This window comes from Acetobacter sp. P1H12_c (assembly GCF_018811975.1).
In the GTDB taxonomy this organism is placed as follows: domain Bacteria; phylum Pseudomonadota; class Alphaproteobacteria; order Acetobacterales; family Acetobacteraceae; genus Acetobacter; species Acetobacter persici.
The window spans coordinates 149,943-170,300 of sequence record NZ_JACRVR010000003.1; the positions used below are offsets into that span (position 1 = coordinate 149,943).

The 20,358-nt window shown below is 59.3% G+C and carries 18 protein-coding genes; 9 read left to right on the forward strand and 9 right to left on the reverse strand.

The annotated features are described in order from the left end of the window. Nucleotides 1–6: 6 nt before the first annotated feature. Together KP699_RS04235 and hisI are read left to right on the forward strand one after the other, a co-directional pair. A complete protein-coding gene (locus KP699_RS04235) occupies nt 7–894 on the forward strand; it encodes a folate-binding protein YgfZ (protein WP_215761725.1) in 888 nt (295 codons plus the stop codon). Continuing rightward, nucleotides 891–1,310 (forward strand): phosphoribosyl-AMP cyclohydrolase, encoded by a 420-nt coding sequence (gene hisI, locus KP699_RS04240; RefSeq protein ID WP_212360545.1) that lies wholly within the window; start codon nt 891–893, stop codon nt 1,308–1,310. The genes KP699_RS04235 and hisI overlap by 4 nt, the downstream gene beginning before the upstream one ends. A 138-nt stretch (nt 1,311–1,448) precedes the next feature. On the opposite strand, the gene lpxB is transcribed toward hisI, so the two are convergent. Continuing rightward, nucleotides 1,449–2,636 (reverse strand): lipid-A-disaccharide synthase, encoded by a 1,188-nt coding sequence (lpxB, locus tag KP699_RS04245; protein WP_215761754.1) that lies wholly within the window; start codon nt 2,634–2,636, stop codon nt 1,449–1,451. A gap of 134 nt (nt 2,637–2,770) precedes the next feature. On the opposite strand from lpxB, the gene KP699_RS04250 reads away from it, so the two are divergent. Next, complete coding sequence (locus tag KP699_RS04250; RefSeq protein ID WP_215761726.1) at nt 2,771–4,252, forward strand: SulP family inorganic anion transporter; 1,482 nt, start codon at nt 2,771–2,773, stop codon at nt 4,250–4,252. A 243-nt stretch (nt 4,253–4,495) separates the two neighbouring features. Here KP699_RS04250 and KP699_RS04255 read toward each other — a convergent pair whose 3' ends face one another. Both KP699_RS04255 and msrP read right to left on the reverse strand, forming a co-directional pair. Then, nucleotides 4,496–5,113 carry a sulfite oxidase heme-binding subunit YedZ gene (locus KP699_RS04255; protein ID WP_215761727.1) on the reverse strand — a complete coding sequence of 206 codons (618 nt, stop codon included), beginning with the start codon at nt 5,111–5,113 and terminating at the stop codon, nt 4,496–4,498. Nucleotides 5,114–5,117: 4 nt separating this feature from the next. Next, nucleotides 5,118–6,071, reverse strand: coding sequence for a protein-methionine-sulfoxide reductase catalytic subunit MsrP (msrP, locus tag KP699_RS04260; RefSeq protein WP_215761728.1), 954 nt, complete (start codon nt 6,069–6,071; stop codon nt 5,118–5,120). A 222-nt stretch (nt 6,072–6,293) separates the two neighbouring features. On the opposite strand from msrP, the gene KP699_RS04265 reads away from it, so the two are divergent. Together KP699_RS04265 and KP699_RS04270 are read left to right on the forward strand one after the other, a co-directional pair. Next, entirely contained in the window at nt 6,294–7,169 is an 876-nt protein-coding gene (locus tag KP699_RS04265) for an NAD(P)-dependent oxidoreductase (RefSeq protein ID WP_215761729.1), read from the forward strand. Next, nucleotides 7,159–7,506, forward strand: coding sequence for a helix-hairpin-helix domain-containing protein (locus KP699_RS04270; protein ID WP_252346781.1), 348 nt, complete (start codon nt 7,159–7,161; stop codon nt 7,504–7,506). The genes KP699_RS04265 and KP699_RS04270 overlap by 11 nt, the downstream gene beginning before the upstream one ends. Here KP699_RS04270 and KP699_RS04275 read toward each other — a convergent pair. Then, nucleotides 7,501–8,307 carry a squalene/phytoene synthase family protein gene (locus KP699_RS04275; RefSeq protein ID WP_215761730.1) on the reverse strand — a complete coding sequence of 269 codons (807 nt, stop codon included), beginning with the start codon at nt 8,305–8,307 and terminating at the stop codon, nt 7,501–7,503. The two genes, KP699_RS04270 and KP699_RS04275, sit on opposite strands and share 6 nt — an antisense overlap. Nucleotides 8,308–8,662: 355 nt before the next feature. On the opposite strand from KP699_RS04275, the gene KP699_RS04280 reads away from it, so the two are divergent. The 4 genes from KP699_RS04280 (at nt 8,663) to rbsK (ending at nt 13,868) form a co-directional block, all read left to right on the forward strand. Then, the gene (locus tag KP699_RS04280; RefSeq protein ID WP_025826803.1) at nt 8,663–9,271 is read left to right on the forward strand and encodes a superoxide dismutase; all 609 of its coding nucleotides are present in this window, start codon (nt 8,663–8,665) and stop codon (nt 9,269–9,271) included. Between the two features lie 217 nt (nt 9,272–9,488). Continuing rightward, nucleotides 9,489–12,098, forward strand: coding sequence for an ATP-dependent chaperone ClpB (gene clpB / locus KP699_RS04285; protein ID WP_215761731.1), 2,610 nt, complete (start codon nt 9,489–9,491; stop codon nt 12,096–12,098). An 84-nt stretch (nt 12,099–12,182) separates the two neighbouring features. Beyond that, a complete protein-coding gene (locus KP699_RS04290) occupies nt 12,183–12,815 on the forward strand; it encodes an NUDIX hydrolase (protein WP_215761732.1) in 633 nt (210 codons plus the stop codon). Between the two features lie 96 nt (nt 12,816–12,911). Then, nucleotides 12,912–13,868, forward strand: coding sequence for a ribokinase (gene rbsK / locus KP699_RS04295; protein WP_215761733.1), 957 nt, complete (start codon nt 12,912–12,914; stop codon nt 13,866–13,868). Nucleotides 13,869–14,017: 149 nt separating this feature from the next. Here rbsK and KP699_RS04300 read toward each other — a convergent pair whose 3' ends face one another. From KP699_RS04300 to KP699_RS04320, 5 genes are all read right to left on the reverse strand, one after another. Continuing rightward, the gene (locus tag KP699_RS04300; RefSeq protein WP_215761734.1) at nt 14,018–14,938 is read right to left on the reverse strand and encodes an arginase family protein; all 921 of its coding nucleotides are present in this window, start codon (nt 14,936–14,938) and stop codon (nt 14,018–14,020) included. Between the two features lie 124 nt (nt 14,939–15,062). Beyond that, on the reverse strand, nt 15,063–16,409 hold the full coding sequence (gene hflX / locus KP699_RS04305; RefSeq protein WP_051551864.1) for a GTPase HflX: 1,347 nt from the start codon (nt 16,407–16,409) through the stop codon (nt 15,063–15,065). After that, a complete protein-coding gene (gene hfq, locus KP699_RS04310; protein WP_025826794.1) occupies nt 16,360–16,644 on the reverse strand; it encodes an RNA chaperone Hfq in 285 nt (94 codons plus the stop codon). Before hfq ends, hflX begins: the two co-directional genes overlap by 50 nt. A gap of 67 nt (nt 16,645–16,711) precedes the next feature. Then, nucleotides 16,712–18,103, reverse strand: coding sequence for a sigma-54 dependent transcriptional regulator (locus tag KP699_RS04315; RefSeq protein WP_077931388.1), 1,392 nt, complete (start codon nt 18,101–18,103; stop codon nt 16,712–16,714). Beyond that, a complete protein-coding gene (locus KP699_RS04320; RefSeq protein ID WP_212354524.1) occupies nt 18,093–20,354 on the reverse strand; it encodes a PAS domain-containing sensor histidine kinase in 2,262 nt (753 codons plus the stop codon). Before KP699_RS04320 ends, KP699_RS04315 begins: the two co-directional genes overlap by 11 nt. Nucleotides 20,355–20,358: the final 4 nt, after the last annotated feature.

Below are 20,358 nucleotides of genomic sequence, written 5' to 3' on the forward strand. Positions count from 1 at the left end.
CCTGTCATGCCAACCTCTTCTCATAGTGCCCTGCTGGAAAACCGGACCGTTCTGAAACTCTCCGGCGCGGACCGGGTCAAATTCCTGCAAGGGCTTGTGACAGCCGACGTCGCGGCGCTTGAGCCGGGGCAGGCCACATGGTCCGCCTGCCTGACACCGCAAGGCCGCTGGCAGGCAGATTTCTTTCTGGTGTCAGATCCGGATGATACCTGCCTGTTGCTGGACTGCGCCAGTGAGCAGGCGGATACCCTGTGCAAACAGCTCCTGCGCTTTCGTCTGCGGGCCGATGTGCAGATGGAGCCCACCGGCATGCGCGTTATGGTCGCATGGGGGAACGCGCCAGATGCCGCCCTGCTGGAAAACAGCATCAGCTTTGCGGACCCGCGCCTGCCCGCCGCCGGGTGGCGTCTGCTGGATGTGCCGGAGGCCACACAGCCGACCGACACCCCTCAGGACTACAATCTGCACCGGCTGATTCTGGGTCTGCCAGACGGGGTGCAGGATTGTGAAGTGGGCCGCACACTGGCCGCCGAGGCCAATATGGACCTGCTGGGCGGCGTCTCATGGAGCAAAGGCTGCTATATGGGGCAGGAAGTAACGGCCCGCATGCATTACCGCACGCTGGTCAAAAAACGCATGGTGCCGGTTGCCAGCACCGGCCCGATGCCCGCCCCCGGCACACCCGTTCTGGCCGGAGGTGTGGAGGTGGGCACGCTCTGCTCCTCACAGGATCATGTCGGGCTTGCTTTGCTCAAAACCAGTGCTGTGACACAAAAGCTGGATTGTGGCGGGCATACTCTTGTGCCCCGCCCGCCCGTCTGGCTTGCTGAGGCCCTTGTGCCGCCCCAGCCGCCTGCGTCCACCCCTAACCCGGATTCGTCTTCTTCCTCATGACCTATCAGCCCCTTGCCCCCTCCGCTCTTTCCGCCATGCTGGACACCGTTAAATTCGATGCCTCCGGCCTGATTGCCGCCATTGCCCAGCAGCATGACACCGGCGAAGTGCTGATGATCGCCTGGATGACGCGTGAAGCCCTTCAGGAAACCCTGGAGACAGGCCGCGTCTGCTATTTCTCCCGCAGCCGTAAAAAGCTCTGGCGCAAAGGGGAAACATCCGGACAAATCCAGTATCTGACTGAAGCCCGTCTGGATTGCGATGCAGATGCCGTGCTGCTTCTGGTCAACCAGATTGGCGTTGCCTGCCACACAGGCCGCCGCAGTTGTTTCTATCGCGCCTTCAGGCCTGAAGGGCTGGTGGAACTGATGAAGCCGGAAATCGACCCGAACGCGCTTTACGGCAAAAAGGCTTAAGAGGAATATTGTACAGAGGCTGCTCAACAGGCCGCCTCTGGCTACCAGCTACTCAGTAAACCTAAACGGCAAAAAGCCTCAAATTTTTCAGGAAAAATATTTCCGCCACCCGGAATCAGTCTGAACTCTTCAGGGCTTTTATGGCCCCTGTTCCTTTTGAGACCGCTCCGCAAGCAACTGAATTACAGCGTCTGCCGCGGCTTCGGCTGGCAGCGTGCCCCCCGGCCCCTGCAAACCCTGCAACACGGTTTTAAAGGCTTCCTTTTGTTCGTGGCCCATCTCAGGGTCTTCAAACAATGCCCGCACGGCGCGTGCCAGCACGGAGGGACGACACTGTTCCTGCAACAGTTCCGGCACCACGGCCCGGCCCGCCAGCAGATTGACCATTGCCACATACGGCACACGGATCAGCCGCCGCGCCATAAAGGCCGTCAGGGGGTTCACCCGATAGGTCACCGCCATGGGCACCCCGGCCAGCGCAAGCTCCAGCGTAGATGTGCCAGACTTTGTCAGCGCGGCTCCAGCGGCGGCAAATGCATCATGCTTGTCCTGCACATCCGTCACAATCACCGGGCGCACCGGCCAGCGAGCAGTCTCGCGCGCCACGGTCGCCGCGACAACAGGGGAGACTGGAATAACCGGCACCACATCCGGCATCTCCTGCCGCAACAGGGCCAGCATTTTTCCAAACACAGGCAACAGGCGCGGCGCTTCGGAGCGTCGGCTACCGGGCATCAGAATCAGGACGTGCGCGCCCTCCTTCACCCCATGCTTGCGGTAGAAGCGCGCGGCATCGCCCGTCTCGGCTCCTGATTGCAGCACCGGATGCCCGACAAACTTTGTCAGCAATCCATGCTTGCTAAAAAACTCTTCTTCAAACGGCAGAAGGCACAAAAGCTCTTCCCACAAGCCGGGGAATTCCTTCACCCGTTTCTGCCGCCACGCCCAGACCTGCGGGGCCACGTAATGCACGCGGGGAATGCCCAGACCCCGAATGCGACGCAGCACGCGCAGGGCAAAACCGGGACTGTCAATTGTCACCACAAGGTCCGGGCTGCGGGCTTCAATATCCTGCACAGCCTCATTCAGCCGCGCTGAGAGCGCGCGCAGGCGCGGCAGCACTTCCACCAGCCCCATTACGGCCAGATCCCGCATAGGAAACAGGCTGCGCAGCCCCTGCTCCTCCATACGCACACCGCCCACACCGGCAAAGCGGATGGCCGGGTTACGCGCACGCAGCGCCTGCATCAGGCGGGCGCCCAGCACGTCACCGCTCGCCTCACCAGCCAGAATCCAGATCAGGGGAGCAGAAGCGGGAGAAGGAATATGCGCATCCATAACCCACGCATACCGGCGCACCCGGCGCAGCACAATCTCAGAAAAACCTTTCCGATCCGGGTGTCTCCATCTTATGCCCTACAGCATCAGACAAAATATCGGACACAGCAGAAAGAGGTCTCGTGACTGTTAGCCAATATCTCAGAGAATGGACGGACGATCCGGTCAAAAATCTTCTGGCGGGCATGGTTGGAACTTTTGCCCTCATTCCGGAAGTCATTGCCTTTTCCTACGCGGCGGGTGTGGCTCCGGCGGTGGGGCTGTTTGCCTCCTTTGTTATCAGCATCGCCATTGCCATTACGGGCGGCAGACCGGGGATGATTTCCGGCGCTGCCGGGTCTGTTGCTCTGGTCGCAGCGGACCTCGTGCATGGGCATGGGTTTGAGTATCTGCTGCTTGCCACCCTTCTGGCCGGGGCCTTTCAGATCGGGTTTGGCCTGCTTAGACTGCAAAGCATGATGCGCTTTGTCTCACGGGAGGTGGAGACAGGGTTTGTCAACGCGCTCGGTCTGCTGATTTTTTCCGCGCAGATTCCGCAGATGCTGCATGTCACATGGCACACCTACGCGCTCATTGCTCTGGGACTAGCCATTGTCTATCTGCTGCCCCGCCTGACAACCGCCATCCCCTCCCCCCTGATCTGTATTCTGGTGCTGACGGGCCTGACCATGGCCGTGCCTATGCCTGTCCATGTGGTGTCTGATCTGGGCGCTCTCCCCACCGGCCTGCCGTCCTTCACGCTGCCGCATGTGCCGCTGACGCTGGACACGTTTAAAATCGTGCTGCCCTACGCCTTTGCCATGGCCATGGTCGGACTGCTGGAATCCCTCATGACCGCCACGGTGGTGGATGAAATGACGGACACCCACAGCAACAAGCGCATGGAATGTACGGGCCTTGGCCTCTCCAACATATTTGTCGGTCTGTTTGGCGGCATGGCTGGCTGCGGGATGATCGGCCAGACGGTTGGCAACCTGCGTTACGGGGGGCGCGGTCGGCTTTCCACCTTTACCGCCGGGGCATTCCTGCTGCTGCTTCTGGTAGCCTTTCATGGTTTCGTGGCCCGCGTGCCTGTCGCGGCTCTGGTGGCCATCATGATCATGGTGTCCGTCAGCACGTTTTCATGGTCTTCCCTGCGGGACCTTGTGCGCCACCCGCGCCTATCCTCCACCGTCATGCTGGTCACAGTTCTGGTGGTGGTGCTCACGCATGATCTGGCGGCGGGGGTTGCCTGCGGCGTGCTGCTGAGCGGCCTGTTCTTCTCCTTTCAGGTCATGACACTTCTGAAAATTACTGACACCCTCAGCCCGGATGGCATAACCCGTACCTATTACATTCACGGGCAGGTCTTTTTTGCTTCCGCCAGCCTCCTGTCTGACGCCGTTGAATTTCAGGACAAGGCCACACACATCGTGCTGGACCTGAAAGACGCCCGTCTGTGGGACATCAGCGCCGCCGACACGCTGGAAAAAATCGTCTCACGCCTGCAGGGGCGCGGCAAAACCGTGCAGATCCTCAACCCGGATGCCCGAGCCGCTCAGCTTCTCAACGCGCTGGGGCATGACACACTTCTGGCAGAGACACAGATCTCTCCGTCTGCTTAATCAGGCTTTCAGACTAGTCGCACAAAAAACCCCGCCAGATTTCCCGTCTGGCGGGGTTTTTTATCAGAATTTTTCATCCGGCTTTTAAGACCAGCAAGTCCACAATCAGGTGTTTTCCCAAAGACGGACGCGCGTAAACAGAGCGGATTGGATGTCCCCTTTGGTCAAGCAGCCATGCTGGAGAGAACGGGAGAGCAAACCGCCTCACTGCTGTCACCAGCATGGCATGTATGACTTCTATAATCAGGCAGCGCGCTTTGTCTGTTTTGGCACCAGCCGCAAGGCCAGCAGACCAGCCGCGAGTGCTGCATAAATAAATGGCTCTACATGCCAGGTTTTAAAGGCGATGGTGTAATTCACAGAGGCCAGCATCATGGCCACATACACCAACTTATGCAGCTTTGCCCAACGCCGCCCCAGAGCCATAATCGCCCTGCGGGTAGATGTCAGAGCCAGCACGAGCAGGATCAGAAATGTCAGAAGCCCGAACGTCAGAAACGGGCGGGACGTAAAATCCTTCCACAGAACATGCGTATCAAAATGCCTTGCCACACCAGCATAAAACACGACATGCAACGCCGCATAGGTAAATGCCAATAAACCGAGCGGCCTGCGATAGACCATGAAATCCAGCTTAGCAAAACGCCTTATCGGGCTGACTGCCAGTGAGATCAGCAAAAACCGGAACGCCCACCGCCCGAATTCATGCAAACAGGCCGAAACCGGGTTAGGCCCCAGCATGTTTGCCATGCCCTGTGCCAGCACCAGCACAGCGGGAAGCAGGCCAAACAGATAAAGAAAAATCTGCCGCGTTAACGGTGAAAAACGGGAACGCCGCCGCCCCGAGGGTGCTGGAGCCATCTGCCTAAAAATCCTTCCTCAGATCCATACCGCGATACAAACTGGCAACCTGTTCCGCATAGCCGTTAAACAGCCGCGTGGGTCTGCGCGCTGTCCGGAACAGACTGCCCTCGCCAATAATCTGCTCGCTCGACTGGCTCCAGCGCGGGTGGTCCACATCCGGATTAACATTGGCGTAAAACCCGTATTCTTCCGGCGCCATCCTGTTCCAGCTTGTGGGGGGCTGCTGATCTGTCACGGTAATCCGCGTGATGGATTTGATGCCCTTAAACCCATATTTCCACGGCACAACCAGCCGGATGGGCGCACCATTCTGGGCAGGAAGCGCCTCCCCATACACCCCTGTTGCCAGCAGGGTGAGCGGATGCATGGCCTCATCCAGCCTCAGCCCTTCCACATACGGCCAGCTCAGTGAGAACAAACCGCCCCTCTGCCCCGGCATTTCAGAAGGCCGGACAACAGACGTAAACGCAACATAGCGCGCCCCCGCTTTAACACCTGCGGCCCGCAGAAGCGCCCCCAGTTCAAACCCCTGCCACGGGATCACCATGGACCACGCCTCAACGCACCGCATCCGATACAGCCGGTCCTCATGCCCGAAGCGCGCGCCCAGCGCATCCAGATCCCAGGTTTGCGGGTGGTCAACCAGCCCGTCCACCTGCACCTGCCACGGGCGAGGGTGAAACCCGCCGGACAGTTCTGCCGGGTCACTCTTCTCCATCCCGAATTCATAAAAATTATTATAATGTGTGACATCATCGCGAGGTGTCGGCGTTTCAGCCGCTGGCCAGCCGCGTGCAGACTCCGTAACAGGCGCATCAGCCTGTGCCATACCGGGCCTGAGGCCACCGGCCAGAACACCCCCGACAGCTGTGCCCAGCAAAGCCCGACGTGAAAAAAACAGCCGACGCGGCGTAATATCCGAGGAAGCCGGGCGAGGATAGCGATACACAGCCATAAGGAAGCCCCTTCCTTTTTTACAGAACTCTAACCAGTCCGTTCAGTGAAAACGAAAGTCTGGCGGATGTATATGGAAAAAAGCGTCATGAAAATTTGGTAGCCGGTCGCGCCGTCCGGCCTTACGCCGCATTTCGTGTAACAGCGCCATGCAGGAAACCACATGAGCCGCCCGGCCGTTTCTGCCATACTCCGCGCACACACAAGAACAGGGACTTGCAGAATGACGACGCAGCAGACCATTGGGTTTATCGGCTTTGGCGCCATGGCCAGCCGGATGGGGGATAACCTGAAAAAGGCCGGATATGCTCTGGTTGCCTATACCCCCTCCGGAAAGGGAGGCGATGGCACCACACCTTTCCTCCCCACCCCTGCCGATGTCGCGCGCAAAGCGGATATCATCCTTGTCTGCGTGCCGGATGATGAAGCACTGACCGCCGCGATGTATGGAGAACACGGCGCACTGGCAGGTGCCCACGCAAACCAGTTGCTGCTCAACACCAGCTCTGTCTCCCCGGAAGCGACGGATGCGCTCCAGAAAGCCGGGCAGGACAAACAGGTCTGTGTGATTGACTGCCCCGTCTCCGGCAGCACGCCGGAAGCTGAAGCCGCCGCTCTGGTTGTGCTGGCCGGGGGGGACGACGCCCTGCTGGAACGCGCCCGCCCCGTGTTTGACTGCATTGGCAAGACAACCATCCACGCCGGGCCGTCTGGCAGCGGCGCACGGCTGAAACTGGTGATTAACGGGATTATGGGGGCTGGCCTTGCAGCCGTAGCGGAAACCATTGCCTACGGTCTGGCGGCCGGGCTGGACCGCTCGATGCTGTTTGATGCGCTGGGAGAAGTCGCCGTAATCTCCCCCCACCACAAACGTAAAATCCGGGCTGCTAAGGAGGGAGACTTCACGCCGCAGTTCCCCACCCGCCTGATGCAGAAGGACATGCGCCTGCTGCTGGATGCCGCCGCCCGTCAGGCTGTGCCCATGCCGACCATGGCCGCCACAACGCAGCAACTCTCCCTCACCCGTCGCGCTGCCGCGAATGAGGACTATTCTGCCCTGATCGGGGTGATGGAACATATCGTCGCGAATGATGCCTGACGACTCACCTCAGCAACGCGAGGCCGGGAAACCGGCTGCGCCGGATGGCCACGGGGGCCTCGCCAGCCTGCGCAACATTGGCAAGGCCGCACTTGCGGACTTTGCCGTGCTGGAAATCCAGACAATCGGGCAACTTGCCGGGCAGGACGCGGATCACCTTTATCTGACGCTCTGCCAGAAAACCCGGCAGCGGCATGACCCCTGCGTGCATGATGTCTTTGCCGCGGCCATTCATCAGGCCCGTACGGGAGAAGCCAGAAACTGGTGGAGCTTTACGCCACAGCGCAAAGCACGCCAGCAGGACGGCAGCTTTCCGGTTTATAGCCCCGGTTTATAACGCTGGCTCACTGGACTTTTGAAACATGCGGGCCGCCTTCCAGCCTGCCCGCATCACGGCCAGACGGTCCCCCAGCCCGCGCGGTTGCCCGGCCTGCGCGCTGGTCCGCGCCAGATCCCGGGTAGCCAGCACAGCGGGCAGAGCGGCAAGCCTCCCGGCTGCGGGCAGTGTTTCCATGCCACAGCTTTGCAGAAACGCCTCGCCCTCCTGCCGCAGGGTCGCAGTCTCTCCGGGGAATAAATACCGCCCGCTCTGCTGGATATGCGGCCAGTGCCGCAGCATGGCGCCTGCACCGTAGGCCGCGCCACTGGCTTCCAGCCGCGTCAGTACAGCCTCATCCCGCACACCAAGCGCCTCACCCACCGCCCGCTGCACACCGCCTGCGCCGTCCCGCATCATCTGCCGCCATGGGCTGACTTCCAGCTCAGGGTTAAGTTCTGCTTCCCGTGCGCTGAGAACCCGCAGCAGCGTCTCCCGATGAAAAACACCACGCGCCAGCGCGGACAAAATCGCCGGAGCCAGTGCGTGGTCCGGAGCACGCACCCCCTCCAGCACATCCCGCCACCACTGGAGGCGGATCAGCCCCGCCATAGGCCCGGCTATTGCAGCAGACCGCGCCGGGGCCAGCGCACGGGTGAGTTCTGTGTGGAACGCCAGCAACACCGTCACGTCTGCCCGGACGGAAGCAGGCAAAAACCCCGCACACAAAGCGCGATCAGGGTCCGCCTGACGCACGGCCTCCTCCAGCCCCTCCGTTCTGGAAGGCCCTGCCGACTGCTCACCCCGCTCTTCTCTCTTCACGCACTCTTCCCCTGCATCTTCTCTGCCGTCATTTTATCTGCTGCACCCCTTCCAGCCAGCACGCCTTTCTCCTCTAGACCTTCAACCCTCACTCCTGCTGCTGACGCTGAACCTGAACCTGAACCTGCTGTAACCGGGCCTGATGGAAAAATCTGCCACGCCTGATCAGGCCTCAAGGGATCTTTTTCCGGCAGAAGACGTTAATCAGAAAGACACCGCATGCAGGGACAAGAGTGTGTGACCGGCCCGCAGAAAAGCACGATTGTCACACCGCCCTCCCTTGACGCATGTGCCGGAGCCTCATAGCTCTGGATTATGGCGCATATCCGCGCGCTTTTTTCTTATGGAGTATGTCATGGCTTTTGAACTGCCAGCCCTTCCCTATTCCTACAACGCTCTTGCCGCACGCGGCATGTGCCAGGAAACGCTTGAACTGCATCATGACAAACACCATCAGGCCTATGTTACGGCTCTGAACAACTTTGTCGAAGCCAACCCGGCGCTGCAGGGCAAATCCCTCGACGAAATTATTCTGGCCGTTAAAGGTGACAGCGCTCAGGCTCCTGTTTTCAACAATGCAGGGCAGCACTGGAACCATATCCTCTTCTGGCAGAACCTCTCCGCCAACGGTGGCGCCATTCCGGATAAGCTGGCCGCAAAAATCAACGGTGACTTTGGCAGCGTTGATGCCTTCAAGGACGAATTCAAGAAGGCCGCCACCACGCAGTTCGGCTCCGGCTGGGCATGGCTGGTTCTGGGTCAGGACGGCAAGCTGGCTGTGACCAAAACCGCCAACGGCTCCAACCCGCTGGCTGAAGGTCAGGGCAAGGTGCTGCTGGGTCTGGATGTGTGGGAACACGCTTATTATCTGGACTTCCGCAACCGCCGCCCGGACTACATCACCAACTATCTGGACAAGCTGGCAAACTACGAATTTGCTGAAGCTCAGCTCAACGCTGCCTGAGTTTTTTTCAAGTTTGATCCGCAAAGAACGCCTCCCTCACCGGAGGCGTTTTTTTGCCTGATTGCCTGCAAAAAATACCAGCCCTGCATCACCCCCTCTTGATTGTTGCAACAGGTCTTCCAATCTCTGTTTGCGAGAAAAGACCATGCCGCCATTGCCATAATGGGATGGAGACAAGGCCTTCAGTCGCCTGAGTAGAAGGGACAAGAGGGAAATTATGGATATCGCAAAATTTACTGAACGGTCTCGCGGTTTTCTGCAGGCCGCACAGACAATCGCCATCCGCGATTTTAATCAGCAGCTCACACCGGAACATCTTCTCAAAGCCATGCTGGATGATGAGGAAGGGGCTGCCTCCTCGCTGATCCGCGCGGCCGGGGGCAACCCCGATGCCGTAAGAGCGGCGAATGAACAGGCTCTGGCAAAACTGCCTAAAGTACAGGGCGGCGGCGCTGGCCAGCCATCCGCCACACCCGATCTGGTCCGTGTGCTGGATGCTGCCGAGCAGCAGGCCCAAAAAGCCGGTGATTCCTTTGTAGCGCAGGACCGCCTGCTGGTGGCCATTGCTGCCTCTGACAGCCCTGCCGCGCGCGCTTTAAAAGAGAACGGCGCCACGCCGGACGCTCTGGACAAAGCCATTGCCACCATCCGCAAAGGACGCACCGTGACCAGCGAAAACGCTGAAGCCAATTTTGATGCTCTGAAGAAATACGCCCGTGACGTGACGGAAGTAGCACTAGCTGGCAAGCTGGACCCTGTGATTGGCCGTGACGAGGAAATTCGCCGCGCCATTCAGGTTCTCGCCCGCCGCAGCAAGAACAATCCGGTGCTGATTGGTGAACCCGGCGTGGGTAAGACCGCCATTGTGGAAGGTCTGGCCCAGCGCATCGTGAACGGGGACGTGCCGGAAGCACTCAAAAACAAAAAGCTGCTCTCGCTCGACATGGGCGCTCTGGTGGCTGGCGCCAAATATCGCGGTGAGTTTGAAGAACGCCTGAAAGCTGTTCTGAAAGAAATTGAATCGGCCGAAGGGCAGGTCATTCTCTTTATTGATGAAATGCACACGCTGGTTGGCGCTGGCCGCACGGATGGGGCAATGGATGCCTCCAACCTTATCAAGCCGGAACTGGCCCGCGGTACCCTGCACTGCATAGGTGCCACCACGCTGGATGAATACCGCAAATATATCGAAAAGGATGCAGCGCTTGCCCGCCGCTTCCAGCCGGTCTTTGTGGGGGAACCCTCGGTTGCGGATACCATCTCCATCCTGCGCGGCATCAAGGAAAAATATGAGCTGCACCACGGCATCCGGATTACGGACGGTGCGCTGGTCTCTGCAGCCACGCTGTCCAACCGCTACATCACGGACCGCTTCCTGCCGGACAAAGCGATTGATCTGATTGACGAGGCTTCCAGCCGCCTGCGCATGCAGATTGACAGCAAGCCGGAAGAACTGGACGAACTCGACCGTCGCGTCATTCAGCTCAAAATCGAGCGTGAAGCCCTGCGCAAGGAAAATGACAGCGCCAGCAAGGATCGTCTGGAAGCCGTGGAAGCGGAACTGGCCGATCTGGAAGAAAAATCTGACGCCATGAGTGCGGCCTGGCACGCGGAAAAAGACCGTGTGAACGCTGTGCAGAAGCTTCAGGAACAGCTTGATCAGGCTAAGTCCGAAGTGGAAGTGGCTCAGCGTAAAGGCGACCTCGGTAAAGCCTCTGAGCTGATGTATGGCGTCATTCCCAATCTTCAGGCGCAGATTGAAGAGGAAACGCAGAAATCCCAGTCTGACGCAGGCAAAAGCGGCCTCGTGTCAGAAGCCGTGACGGATCAGGACGTGGCCTCCATTGTCTCCCGCTGGACAGGTGTGCCGGTGGACCGCATGCTGGAAGGTGAACGCGCCAAACTGCTGCGCATGGAAGATGATCTGCGTAAATCCGTAGTGGGTCAGGAGCAGGCGCTTAAAGCTGTGTCCAACGCCGTGCGCCGGGCGCGTGCCGGATTGCAGGACCCCAATCGCCCGATTGGCTCCTTCCTGTTCCTCGGCCCGACGGGTGTGGGTAAAACCGAGCTGACCAAGGCTCTGGCGCGCTTCCTGTTTGATGATGAAAAGGCTCTGCTGCGGATCGACATGAGTGAATTCATGGAGAAACACGCAGTCGCCCGCCTCATTGGTGCCCCTCCGGGTTATGTCGGGTATGAAGAAGGCGGCGTTCTGACAGAAGCGGTGCGGCGTCGGCCCTATCAGGTCATCCTGTTTGATGAAGTTGAAAAAGCGCATGAAGATGTCTTCAACATTCTTCTTCAGGTGCTGGATGATGGCCGCCTGACGGATGGTCAGGGCCGCACGGTAGACTTCCGCAACACCATTATTGTGCTGACCAGCAACCTCGGCTCCGATGTTCTGGCCCACCAGCCGGACGGTGAATCGACCGACATGGTGCAGGCACAGGTGATGAAGGTGGTGCGGGAGCATTTCCGTCCGGAATTCCTGAACCGTCTGGATGAAATCATTCTGTTCTCTCGCCTGCAGAAAGCAGACATGACCAAGATTGTGGATATCCAGATCCGCCGCCTGCAAAAGCTGCTGGAAGATCGTAAGATCGTCCTCAGTCTGGATGATCTGGCCCACGCATGGCTGGCCAATGAGGGGTATGACCCTGTGTATGGGGCCCGCCCGCTCAAACGGGTCATCCAGCGCAGCCTTCAGAACCCGCTGGCAGAACTGCTGCTACAGGGGACCATCCATGATGGTGAGGATGTTAAAGTCTCCGCCAACGGTGATGGCCTCCTCATTAACGGTCAGGACGCCGCGGCGGCTCTTGCCTGATCACCCGACAAACAGGCACAACGGAAACGGGGAGGCTCAGGCCTTCCCGTTTTTTATTGCGCGCATGATGAAGGGAGTTTCCTTATGGCTGAACCCAACTGGCTGCTGTGGGCCCGTGAACTTCAGGGCATTTCCCAGACCGGGCTGACCTACGCCAGAGACCCTTTTGATAAAGAACGCTATGAAATGCTGCGCACCCTCGCAGCCCGGATGATGGCGGAAGGGAGCGGGCTGCCCGCCGGAAAAATAGAAACGCTTTTTCAGGAACAGTCTGGCTATGCCACACCAAAACTGGAAGTGCGCGTCGGCGTGTTTGACAAAGACGACCGTATTCTCATGGTGCGGGAAGTGCTGGACCATAACAAATGGACCGTGCCCGGCGGCTGGACCGATGTGAACCTGACCGCTGCAGACTGCGCGGCAAAGGAAGTGTGGGAAGAAACCGGCTATACCGTCCGCATTACCAAGCTCGCCATGGCGCTTGATCGTTCCACGCAGGGCCATCAGCCGCCGGAAGCCTTTACCGTGACCAAACTGTTTTTTCTTGGAGAACTGACAGGCGGCAGCCCCACCACCAGTATTGAAACCAGCGAAGTGCGCTTTTTTGCTCGTGACGAAATCCCCGCTGACCTTTCAACCGGCCGCGTTCTCCCGCACCAGATTGAACGACTCTTTGCACATCATGCGACCCCCACCCTGCCGACCGAGTTCGACTGACGCGCATACCGCTTCGCCCGGCCTGCTAGCCTCCCCTCCTCTGCCGCCGCTGCTTTATGCTAAACAGGGCGCTCGAATCTGAGCGGAATACACCCCATGCCGAACCTGAAGCCCCTGATCCTGTCCTTTGGCAGCATCAATATTGACGTCACAGCGCGTGCTGCCCGCCTGCCACGCCCCGGTGAGACGGTGCATGGAGAAAGCTACGCCGTGATGCTAGGCGGCAAAGGCAGCAATCAGGCTGCTGCTGCCGGGCGGCTGGCTGCGGGGGCCGGTCTTCAGGTCGCACTCGCCGGGCGCATCGGTCAGGATAGTTTTGGCGCGCAGGCACGTCAGGCGCTTGAAGGCTTTGGGGTTGATCTGGCTCCGCTGCGGGAAGACACTGCCAACCCCACAGGTATCGCCCTGATCGGGATAGATGGCAGCGGGGAAAACTGCATTACGGTCGTTGGCGGAGCGAACATGGCTGTGGATGAGACGGACGTTAAGGCCGCATCTGCCTGGCTGGAACGTGCCGCCGTTGTCCTGCTGCAACTTGAAATTCCTCACGCCGCCGTTCTGGCTGCGGCCCGCAAAGCGCGTGCAGCGGGCGCTCTGGTTGTTCTGGACCCTGCCCCTGCCCCGGAACAGGGCCTGCCGGATGCGCTCTGGCAGGAGATTGATATTCTAACCCCGAATGAAAGTGAGACCTTCCAGCTTACCGGCCTGCGCCCGGACACAGCGGAAGACGCTGCCCGCGCGGCTGATCTGCTTCTTGCAAAAGGCGTCAGGGCGGTTCTGGTTAAAATGGGTAGCCGGGGTGTGTTCTGGCATGACGGCACGCAGAGCGGCCATAGTGCGCCCTTCTCGGTCAACCCGGTTGACACTGTGGCAGCGGGAGATTGCTTCAACGCCGGACTGGCGTTCGCTCTGGCTCAGGGGAAACCGCTTTCACAAGCCGTAAGAATTGCTTCAGCCTGCGGCGCACTGGCGACAACACGCCACGGCGCAGCAGACGCCGCCCCGGAATGGGAGGCTGTTGCGGCCCTGATGGCAGCGCAACCAGAAGCGTAAACGAAAGCTCTGTTCCCGTTCCCTCAAAGAACAGGAACAGGCTTCACCGGCTCGCGTGTCTTTCAAAAATTTCCTGAAATACTGAAGGAAAATCTACAAATTCTCCACCCCACCTGCCACTCGCGCACAGGGGCCAGACGCTTCCGCATTTAGCCGGGCGCCTTAGTAGTCCGGTATGCGAACTGCCCCAATATCTCGACCAATGTTCTGGCACAGCATCCCGTCGGATCTTTGTCCGGATCATAAATGGCAACTGTCATACCCAGACAGCGTGCATCAGAGAGCAGAGGGTTGAGGAGAGCCACCACATCATCAGGCGAAAGACCGGGCGAACCTGGGCAATCCACCGCGGGCATGATGCTCTGGTCCAGAACATCCACATCAAAATGAATCCAGAAGCCAGCAGGCTGCTTTTTTAAAAATTCCTGAAGAACCAGAGAGGCCCCGGATACCCCTAGTGCCTGAAACGCAAAAATATCAATCTGGGTGATAACTGTCTGAACACTATCGGGCCATGCGAAATCAGCGTCATGGCTTTCCCGTTCCCCGATCTGGAGCACATGCACATCCTGCACTAACGGGCCAGTGCTCCCGGGCCATTGGGTCAGAAAATCTTCCCCTCGCCCTGTCGCCAGTGCCAGATCCATCCCTGCCACGCCACTCATTGTCCGGCTCGCGTCATAATTACCGGGATGCCGAAAATCACTATGCCCGTCACAATGAATGAGGGACAACGGACCACTGCGCCGCGCACCCGCCAGAGCTCCCAGCAGAACTGAGCAATCCCCGCCCAGCACCAGAGCAAACCGCCCACTCGCGACACTCTTCGCCACCTCTTCCGCAAGCCTCAGACTGAACGTGCGTATTGCATAGCCATTGCGGATAAGTGTCCCGGCTGGAGGCTCCGGAGAATAATGAGGACGCGGAAGACTGATAACCGAGGCTTCCACGCCCAGAGCCTCCAACAGCCCCGCAGACATCAGCGCCTGCGGCGCACGCCATGTTCCGGGTTCATGCCCTGCATAAAGCGGGCTTAGTCCAAGGTTGGTCGGCGCCAGAATGATATCCATTGGTGAGGACCTCCTGCATCTGCCCGCAAAACATTACGGGAACAGAAGGGAAAACAAGGCCATAAAAAACGGTCAGGCTCATACAGAACCTGACCGTTTTGCAAACCGATACCCGGATCAGACTTTACGCCAGAAGCGGTTCAACCTGTTTGAACAACAGTTCAAAACGTGCCCGATCCTCAGCCTTGATGCGAACGGTAATATCCGCGCCCTCTTCATCATCAATACGGTTCAGAACTTCACCATGCTGATGCAGCCATGCAGAGGCAGCGCCGTCAGACAAGGGCACACGATAGCGCACCTCTTCCATCGTCGCCGTCATCTGCTGGTCAATCAGGGCCAGCAGTTCCGGCAGACCGTCTCCGGTCATGGCGGAAATCGCAACCGCATCGCCCATCTGCGCCAGCTCTTCCGGCTCACCGAGCAGATCAATCTTGTTCAGCACTTCAATCATGCGACCAGACCAGTCTGGCTCAATCATGTTATCCCGCGCCATGCCTTCCAGAACGTGGAACACATCCTTTTTCTGCGCAGCACTGTCCGGGTGGGCAATGTCGCGCACATGCAGGATAATGTCTGCTTCCGCCACTTCTTCCAGCGTTGCGCGGAAGGCCGCAATCAGCTCCGTCGGCAGGTCACTGATAAAGCCCACGGTATCGGACAAAATCACCCGTCGGCCGGAGGGGAGCGTAATAGCCCGCATGGTCGGATCGAGCGTCGCGAACAACTGGTCTTTTGCATAAACAGTCGCCCCCGTCAGCGCGTTGAACAGCGTTGATTTCCCCGCGTTGGTATACCCAACCAGTGCCACCACAGGGAACGGTACCCGCTTGCGGGCCTGGCGGTGCAGCCCGCGTGTGCGGCGCACCTGCTCCAGATCTTTCTTGAGCCGCACAATGCGGTCACCAATCATCCGGCGGTCAGCTTCAATCTGCGTTTCACCCGGGCCACCGAGGAAGCCGAAGCCTCCGCGCTGACGCTCCAGATGGGTCCACAGCCGCACAAGCCGGGACCGCTGATATTCCAGATGCGCCAGTTCGACCTGCAGCGTCCCTTCCTTTGTCGCAGCGCGTGCGCCAAAGATGTCGAGAATCAGCCCGGTCCGGTCAATAACCTTACAGCCAAACGCGGTTTCCAGATTACGCTGCTGCGCCGGACTAAGCCGGGCATCCACCACCAGAACGTCGATTTTCTCAGCCTGCACGGCAATTTTGAGGGAATCGACCTGCCCTTTGCCCAGTAAGGTCGCGGACCGTCTGGCCCGCAGTAGCAGGGTGGCCTGTAAAACAATCACCAGCCCGATGGAGGCCGCCAGACCAACTGCTTCCTCAAGCCGGGCTTCCGCTGCCCTTACGTCCTGATCATGGGCGGATTTTTCCCACGGGAGAATAACCGCGCCACGGGTCGCAACAGGCTTTGTATCAGATAAAATCGTCGCCAAGTGTGGGTTCTCTGTCTGTCTGAGCACCATTTTCCGGTGCTTCAAAGATATTAACAGGCACAGTCGGCATGACCGTGCTGATGGCATGCTTGTAAATAAGCTGTGTATGCTCGTCGCGTTTCAGCAAAACGGCGGCATCATCAAACCACGTAATATTGCCCTGCAATTTTACGCCATTCACAAGAAAAACTGTCACAGATGAGCGCGAACGGCGAATCTGGCTCAGAAACGCGTCCTGCACATTATATCCGGTGTCCTTATCCACGGTGGGAGGCCCTATTCTCGTTTTTTGTTATAGCCGGACGATGGCTTGCACAGTGAATGCAAACACGTCAGCCGACCCCTCGTTCCTCAGAGGTTACACCAAGCTGCTTCAGTTTGCGATGCAGTGCGCTGCGTTCCATGCCAACAAATATTGCTGTCCGGCTGATATTTCCGCCAAAACGCAGGAGCTGGGCCTGCAGGTACTGCGTCTCGAACATATCTCGCGCCTCCCGCAGGGGCAGACTCATGACATCGGCGGAGGCATCAAACTTCAGCAGGGCCGGAGCCCCCTCCCCCAGCGTGGACGGCAGCATTTCCGCCCGGATGGGTTCCATACTGTTGCCGGGCATCATAATCAGCACGCGTTCCATCAGGTTCCGCAACTCACGCGCATTACCCGGCCAGTCATAAGCCTGAAGGGCCGCAATCGCATCCGCTGAGAGTTCACGCTGGGGCAGACCTGCCATTTCCGCAGCGCGACGCAGGAACAGTTCCGCAAGCCCCGGAATATCATCCCGCCGTTCCCGCAGGCCCGGCAGACGCAAGGGCACAACGGCCAGCCGATAATACAGATCTTCCCGGAAGCGCCCGGCCATAATCTCGGCCTGCAAGTCCCGGTTGGTGGTGGCCAGCACCCGGATATCCACTTTTACGCGGGTCGAGCCCCCCAGCCGCTCAAACGTCTGGTCCTGCAGGGCGCGCACAATCTTGCCCTGTGTTTCCAGCGGCATGTCCGCCACTTCATCCAGCACCAGCGTCCCGCCATGCGCGCGTTCCAGCACACCTGTGCGCCGGCCCGTGCCATCGGCCGCCCCTTCCAGCCCGAACAGCTCTTCCTCAAACCGGTTGGGGGCGAGAATAGCGCAGTTCAGGGCCACAAACGGGCCGTCGGCCCGGCGGGACCGGGCGTGGATCATCCGGGCAGCAACTTCCTTCCCCGCACCGGGGCCACCGGTAATCAACACACGGGAGCCGGTGGGGGCGACACGTTCAATCTGGCCGCGCACGGCGGTAATCAGCGCGCTGTTGCCAAACAGCTCCGTATCCTGTCCGGCGCGCAGGCGCAGTTCCTCATTTTCCCGTGCCAGACGCGAGGCTTCCAGCGCACGCCGCACCACAACCAGCAGGCGGTCAGCCTGAAACGGCTTTTCAATAAAGTCGTACGCGCCATGCTGGAGGGCCGCAACAGCGGTTTCAATTGTGCCGTGCCCGGAAATCATGATCACCGGGATCGACGGCTCTTCCGCGTGCAGCACATTCAGAATGCCCAGCCCATCAAGCTGAGAGTCCCGCAACCACACATCCAGAATCACCAGAGACGGCCTGCGGGCCCGAAACGCGGCAATGGCGGCATCTGATGTCGCGGCAACCCGCGTTTCATAGCCTTCATCTTCAAGAATGCCCTCAATGAGCATCCGGATATCGGGCTCATCGTCAACAATCAGGATTTCATGCGCCATGGTCGTCTTTCATCGGCAAAATCAGAATAGCCACCGTTCCAGTTCCCTCCGCCCTGTCTTCCAGACGCACCGCACCCCCGTGGTCTTCCATAATCTTTTTCACAATAGCCAGCCCCAGCCCGGTGCCTTTCGCCTTGTGCGTCACATATGGCTCAGTCAGCCGATGCCTGTCGCCCGAAGGCAGACCGACGCCGGTATCCGCAACAGAAATTTCGACGTTGCCTTCCTCTTCCCTCAGACCAATCCATACAGCACTCGCCGCATGTGAGCCATTTCCCTCAGCATCACCCTGTTTTGCTGTCATGGCAATGGCATCGGCTGCATTCTGCAACAGGTTGATCAGCGCCTGACTGATCAGCCGCCTGTCACACCGCACCACCGGCCCTCTGTCCGGCAGCCCGACATGATAGGTAATTTCCGGGTGCGCATTCCGCTGCAAAACCAGAACTTCCCGAATAATACGGGAGAGATCCTCATTGGTCATGACAGGCTGGGGCATACGGGCAAAGGCGGAGAATTCATCCACCATGCGGCCAATATCCCCGACCTGGCGCACAATGGTATCCGCACATTGTGCAAATGTCTCAGGATCAGACGTAATTTCCCGCAGGAAGCGGCGCTTCAGCCGTTCGGCTGCAAGCTGGATGGGGGTCAGCGGATTTTTGATCTCATGCGCAATGCGGCGGGCCACATCCGCCCACGCGGCTTTTCGCTGAGCCTGTTGCAGGGCCGTGATGTCATCAAACGTCATCACATAGCCCTCCGTCACCGTGCCACGCAGTTCCGCGCCAATCCGCACAAGCAACATGCGGCGGCTTGTCTCCGGCCCGGTCTGCACTTCCCGCGTAACAACCTGATCGGGCACGGAGCGGACCTCGGCCAGCAGTTCAGCAAATTCCGGCACACGGGTCGCCAGAGGTTCGCCAATGGCGTTCATCAGGTCCATTTGCAGCAGCAGGCTTGCCGCACGGTTCGGCAGTTCAATCCGCTGCTCTACATCCAGCCCGATCACCCCGGCGGACACGCCGGAGAGAACGGCTTCCGTAAAGCGCCGCCGCTCATTGATCTGCCCATAGGCCACCATGAGCTCAGAACGCTGGCTGGCAAGCTGCTCCGTCATCCGGTTGAAGGCGCGGGAAAGGCTTGTCACCTCATCATCCCGGTTGGCTTCGGGCACATGCACACCCAGATCGCCCTCACTGATGCGGCGGGCCGCCAGAATCAGCAGGCCGAGCGGTCTGGCAATCTGGTTTGCCAGCGCCAGCCCAATCAGCGCCGCCGCCGCCAGCACCAGTAACGCGACAAGCGCAAAAATCATGACAAATGTCAGCTGGATCTTGGCGCGGTTGCCGTTAAGCCGCCGGTAGTCCGCAATCACTTTTTCTGTGCGGTGCATATGTTCCAGAATGGTGGGGTCCACCAGACGGGTAATCACCAGCATCAGCGCCGGGGTCTGGGACAGTTCAACAACCGCCCGCACTGTTCGCTGATCTGGAGAATCGAGAATAGCGATATCATTGGACCGCGCCATCGTCGTGGCGGCGGGAGGTGGCAGAGCCTGCGCACCGGAGCGGCTCATCAGCCCGCCGGATGCCACAACCTTGTTGGTAATCGGATCATACACCAGCGCATCCGTCAGCCCGCGCATGGTCGCCTGACTATCCAGCATTTCCGCCAGAGCATCATGGTCCTGCAACAGATTCATGCCGCTGGCGGCCAGTTCATTCTGTGCGCTCATGATGTAGTTGGACATAGAAAACGCATCGGTACGGATATTGGCGTTATGTTCCGTCAGATACCCGCGGGAGGCCTCCATGGCCTCATTCAGCGCCGTATTCACCCGGTCTGAAAACCAGATCTGGATACCGTAGTGGAAAAACAGCGTCGCAAAGACGCCCACCACCAGTGTCGGCGCAACCGCTACAATCCCGAACAGCGTGACCAGCCTGACATGGAGTCTGGCACCCGCCAGCCCTTTCCGGTGCTCCACCAGCATCGGCCCGACGCGCATGGTTACGGCCAGCAGCAGCAGGCCCAGCACCACACTGTTCAGCACCACCACCAGCGGCTCAATAACCGCATAATGGCCGAAGGACATGCCGCCCGACAGCACCACAAAGGTTGCAAACCCAAGGCCAAGCGCCAGCGCCGCCAGCGTGAGGGCAACAGTTTTCCGCTCCAGAGACCGTAAAAGCCAGTGGAAGCGGGTGCGGGCCAGAAGAGTGCTCAGGGAAGACAGAAAACGCTGCATGCAG

Bases quoted from the DNA above. Each gene is read 5' to 3' on its own strand.
- hflX (WP_051551864.1), bottom strand. From the start codon at position 16,409: ATGGTGCTCAGACAGACAGAGAACCCACACTTGGCGACGATTTTATCT.
- KP699_RS04235 (WP_215761725.1), top strand. From the start codon at position 7: ATGCCAACCTCTTCTCATAGTGCCCTGCTGGAAAACCGGACCGTTCTG.
- clpB (WP_215761731.1), top strand. From the start codon at position 9,489: ATGGATATCGCAAAATTTACTGAACGGTCTCGCGGTTTTCTGCAGGCC.
- KP699_RS04280 (WP_025826803.1), top strand. From the start codon at position 8,663: ATGGCTTTTGAACTGCCAGCCCTTCCCTATTCCTACAACGCTCTTGCC.
- rbsK (WP_215761733.1), top strand. From the start codon at position 12,912: ATGCCGAACCTGAAGCCCCTGATCCTGTCCTTTGGCAGCATCAATATT.
- KP699_RS04320 (WP_212354524.1), bottom strand. From the start codon at position 20,354: ATGCAGCGTTTTCTGTCTTCCCTGAGCACTCTTCTGGCCCGCACCCGC.
- KP699_RS04270 (WP_252346781.1), top strand. From the start codon at position 7,159: ATGATGCCTGACGACTCACCTCAGCAACGCGAGGCCGGGAAACCGGCT.
- KP699_RS04315 (WP_077931388.1), bottom strand. From the start codon at position 18,103: ATGGCGCATGAAATCCTGATTGTTGACGATGAGCCCGATATCCGGATG.
- KP699_RS04255 (WP_215761727.1), bottom strand. From the start codon at position 5,113: ATGGCTCCAGCACCCTCGGGGCGGCGGCGTTCCCGTTTTTCACCGTTA.
- KP699_RS04300 (WP_215761734.1), bottom strand. From the start codon at position 14,938: ATGGATATCATTCTGGCGCCGACCAACCTTGGACTAAGCCCGCTTTAT.
- hisI (WP_212360545.1), top strand. From the start codon at position 891: ATGACCTATCAGCCCCTTGCCCCCTCCGCTCTTTCCGCCATGCTGGAC.
- msrP (WP_215761728.1), bottom strand. From the start codon at position 6,071: ATGGCTGTGTATCGCTATCCTCGCCCGGCTTCCTCGGATATTACGCCG.
- KP699_RS04265 (WP_215761729.1), top strand. From the start codon at position 6,294: ATGACGACGCAGCAGACCATTGGGTTTATCGGCTTTGGCGCCATGGCC.
- KP699_RS04290 (WP_215761732.1), top strand. From the start codon at position 12,183: ATGGCTGAACCCAACTGGCTGCTGTGGGCCCGTGAACTTCAGGGCATT.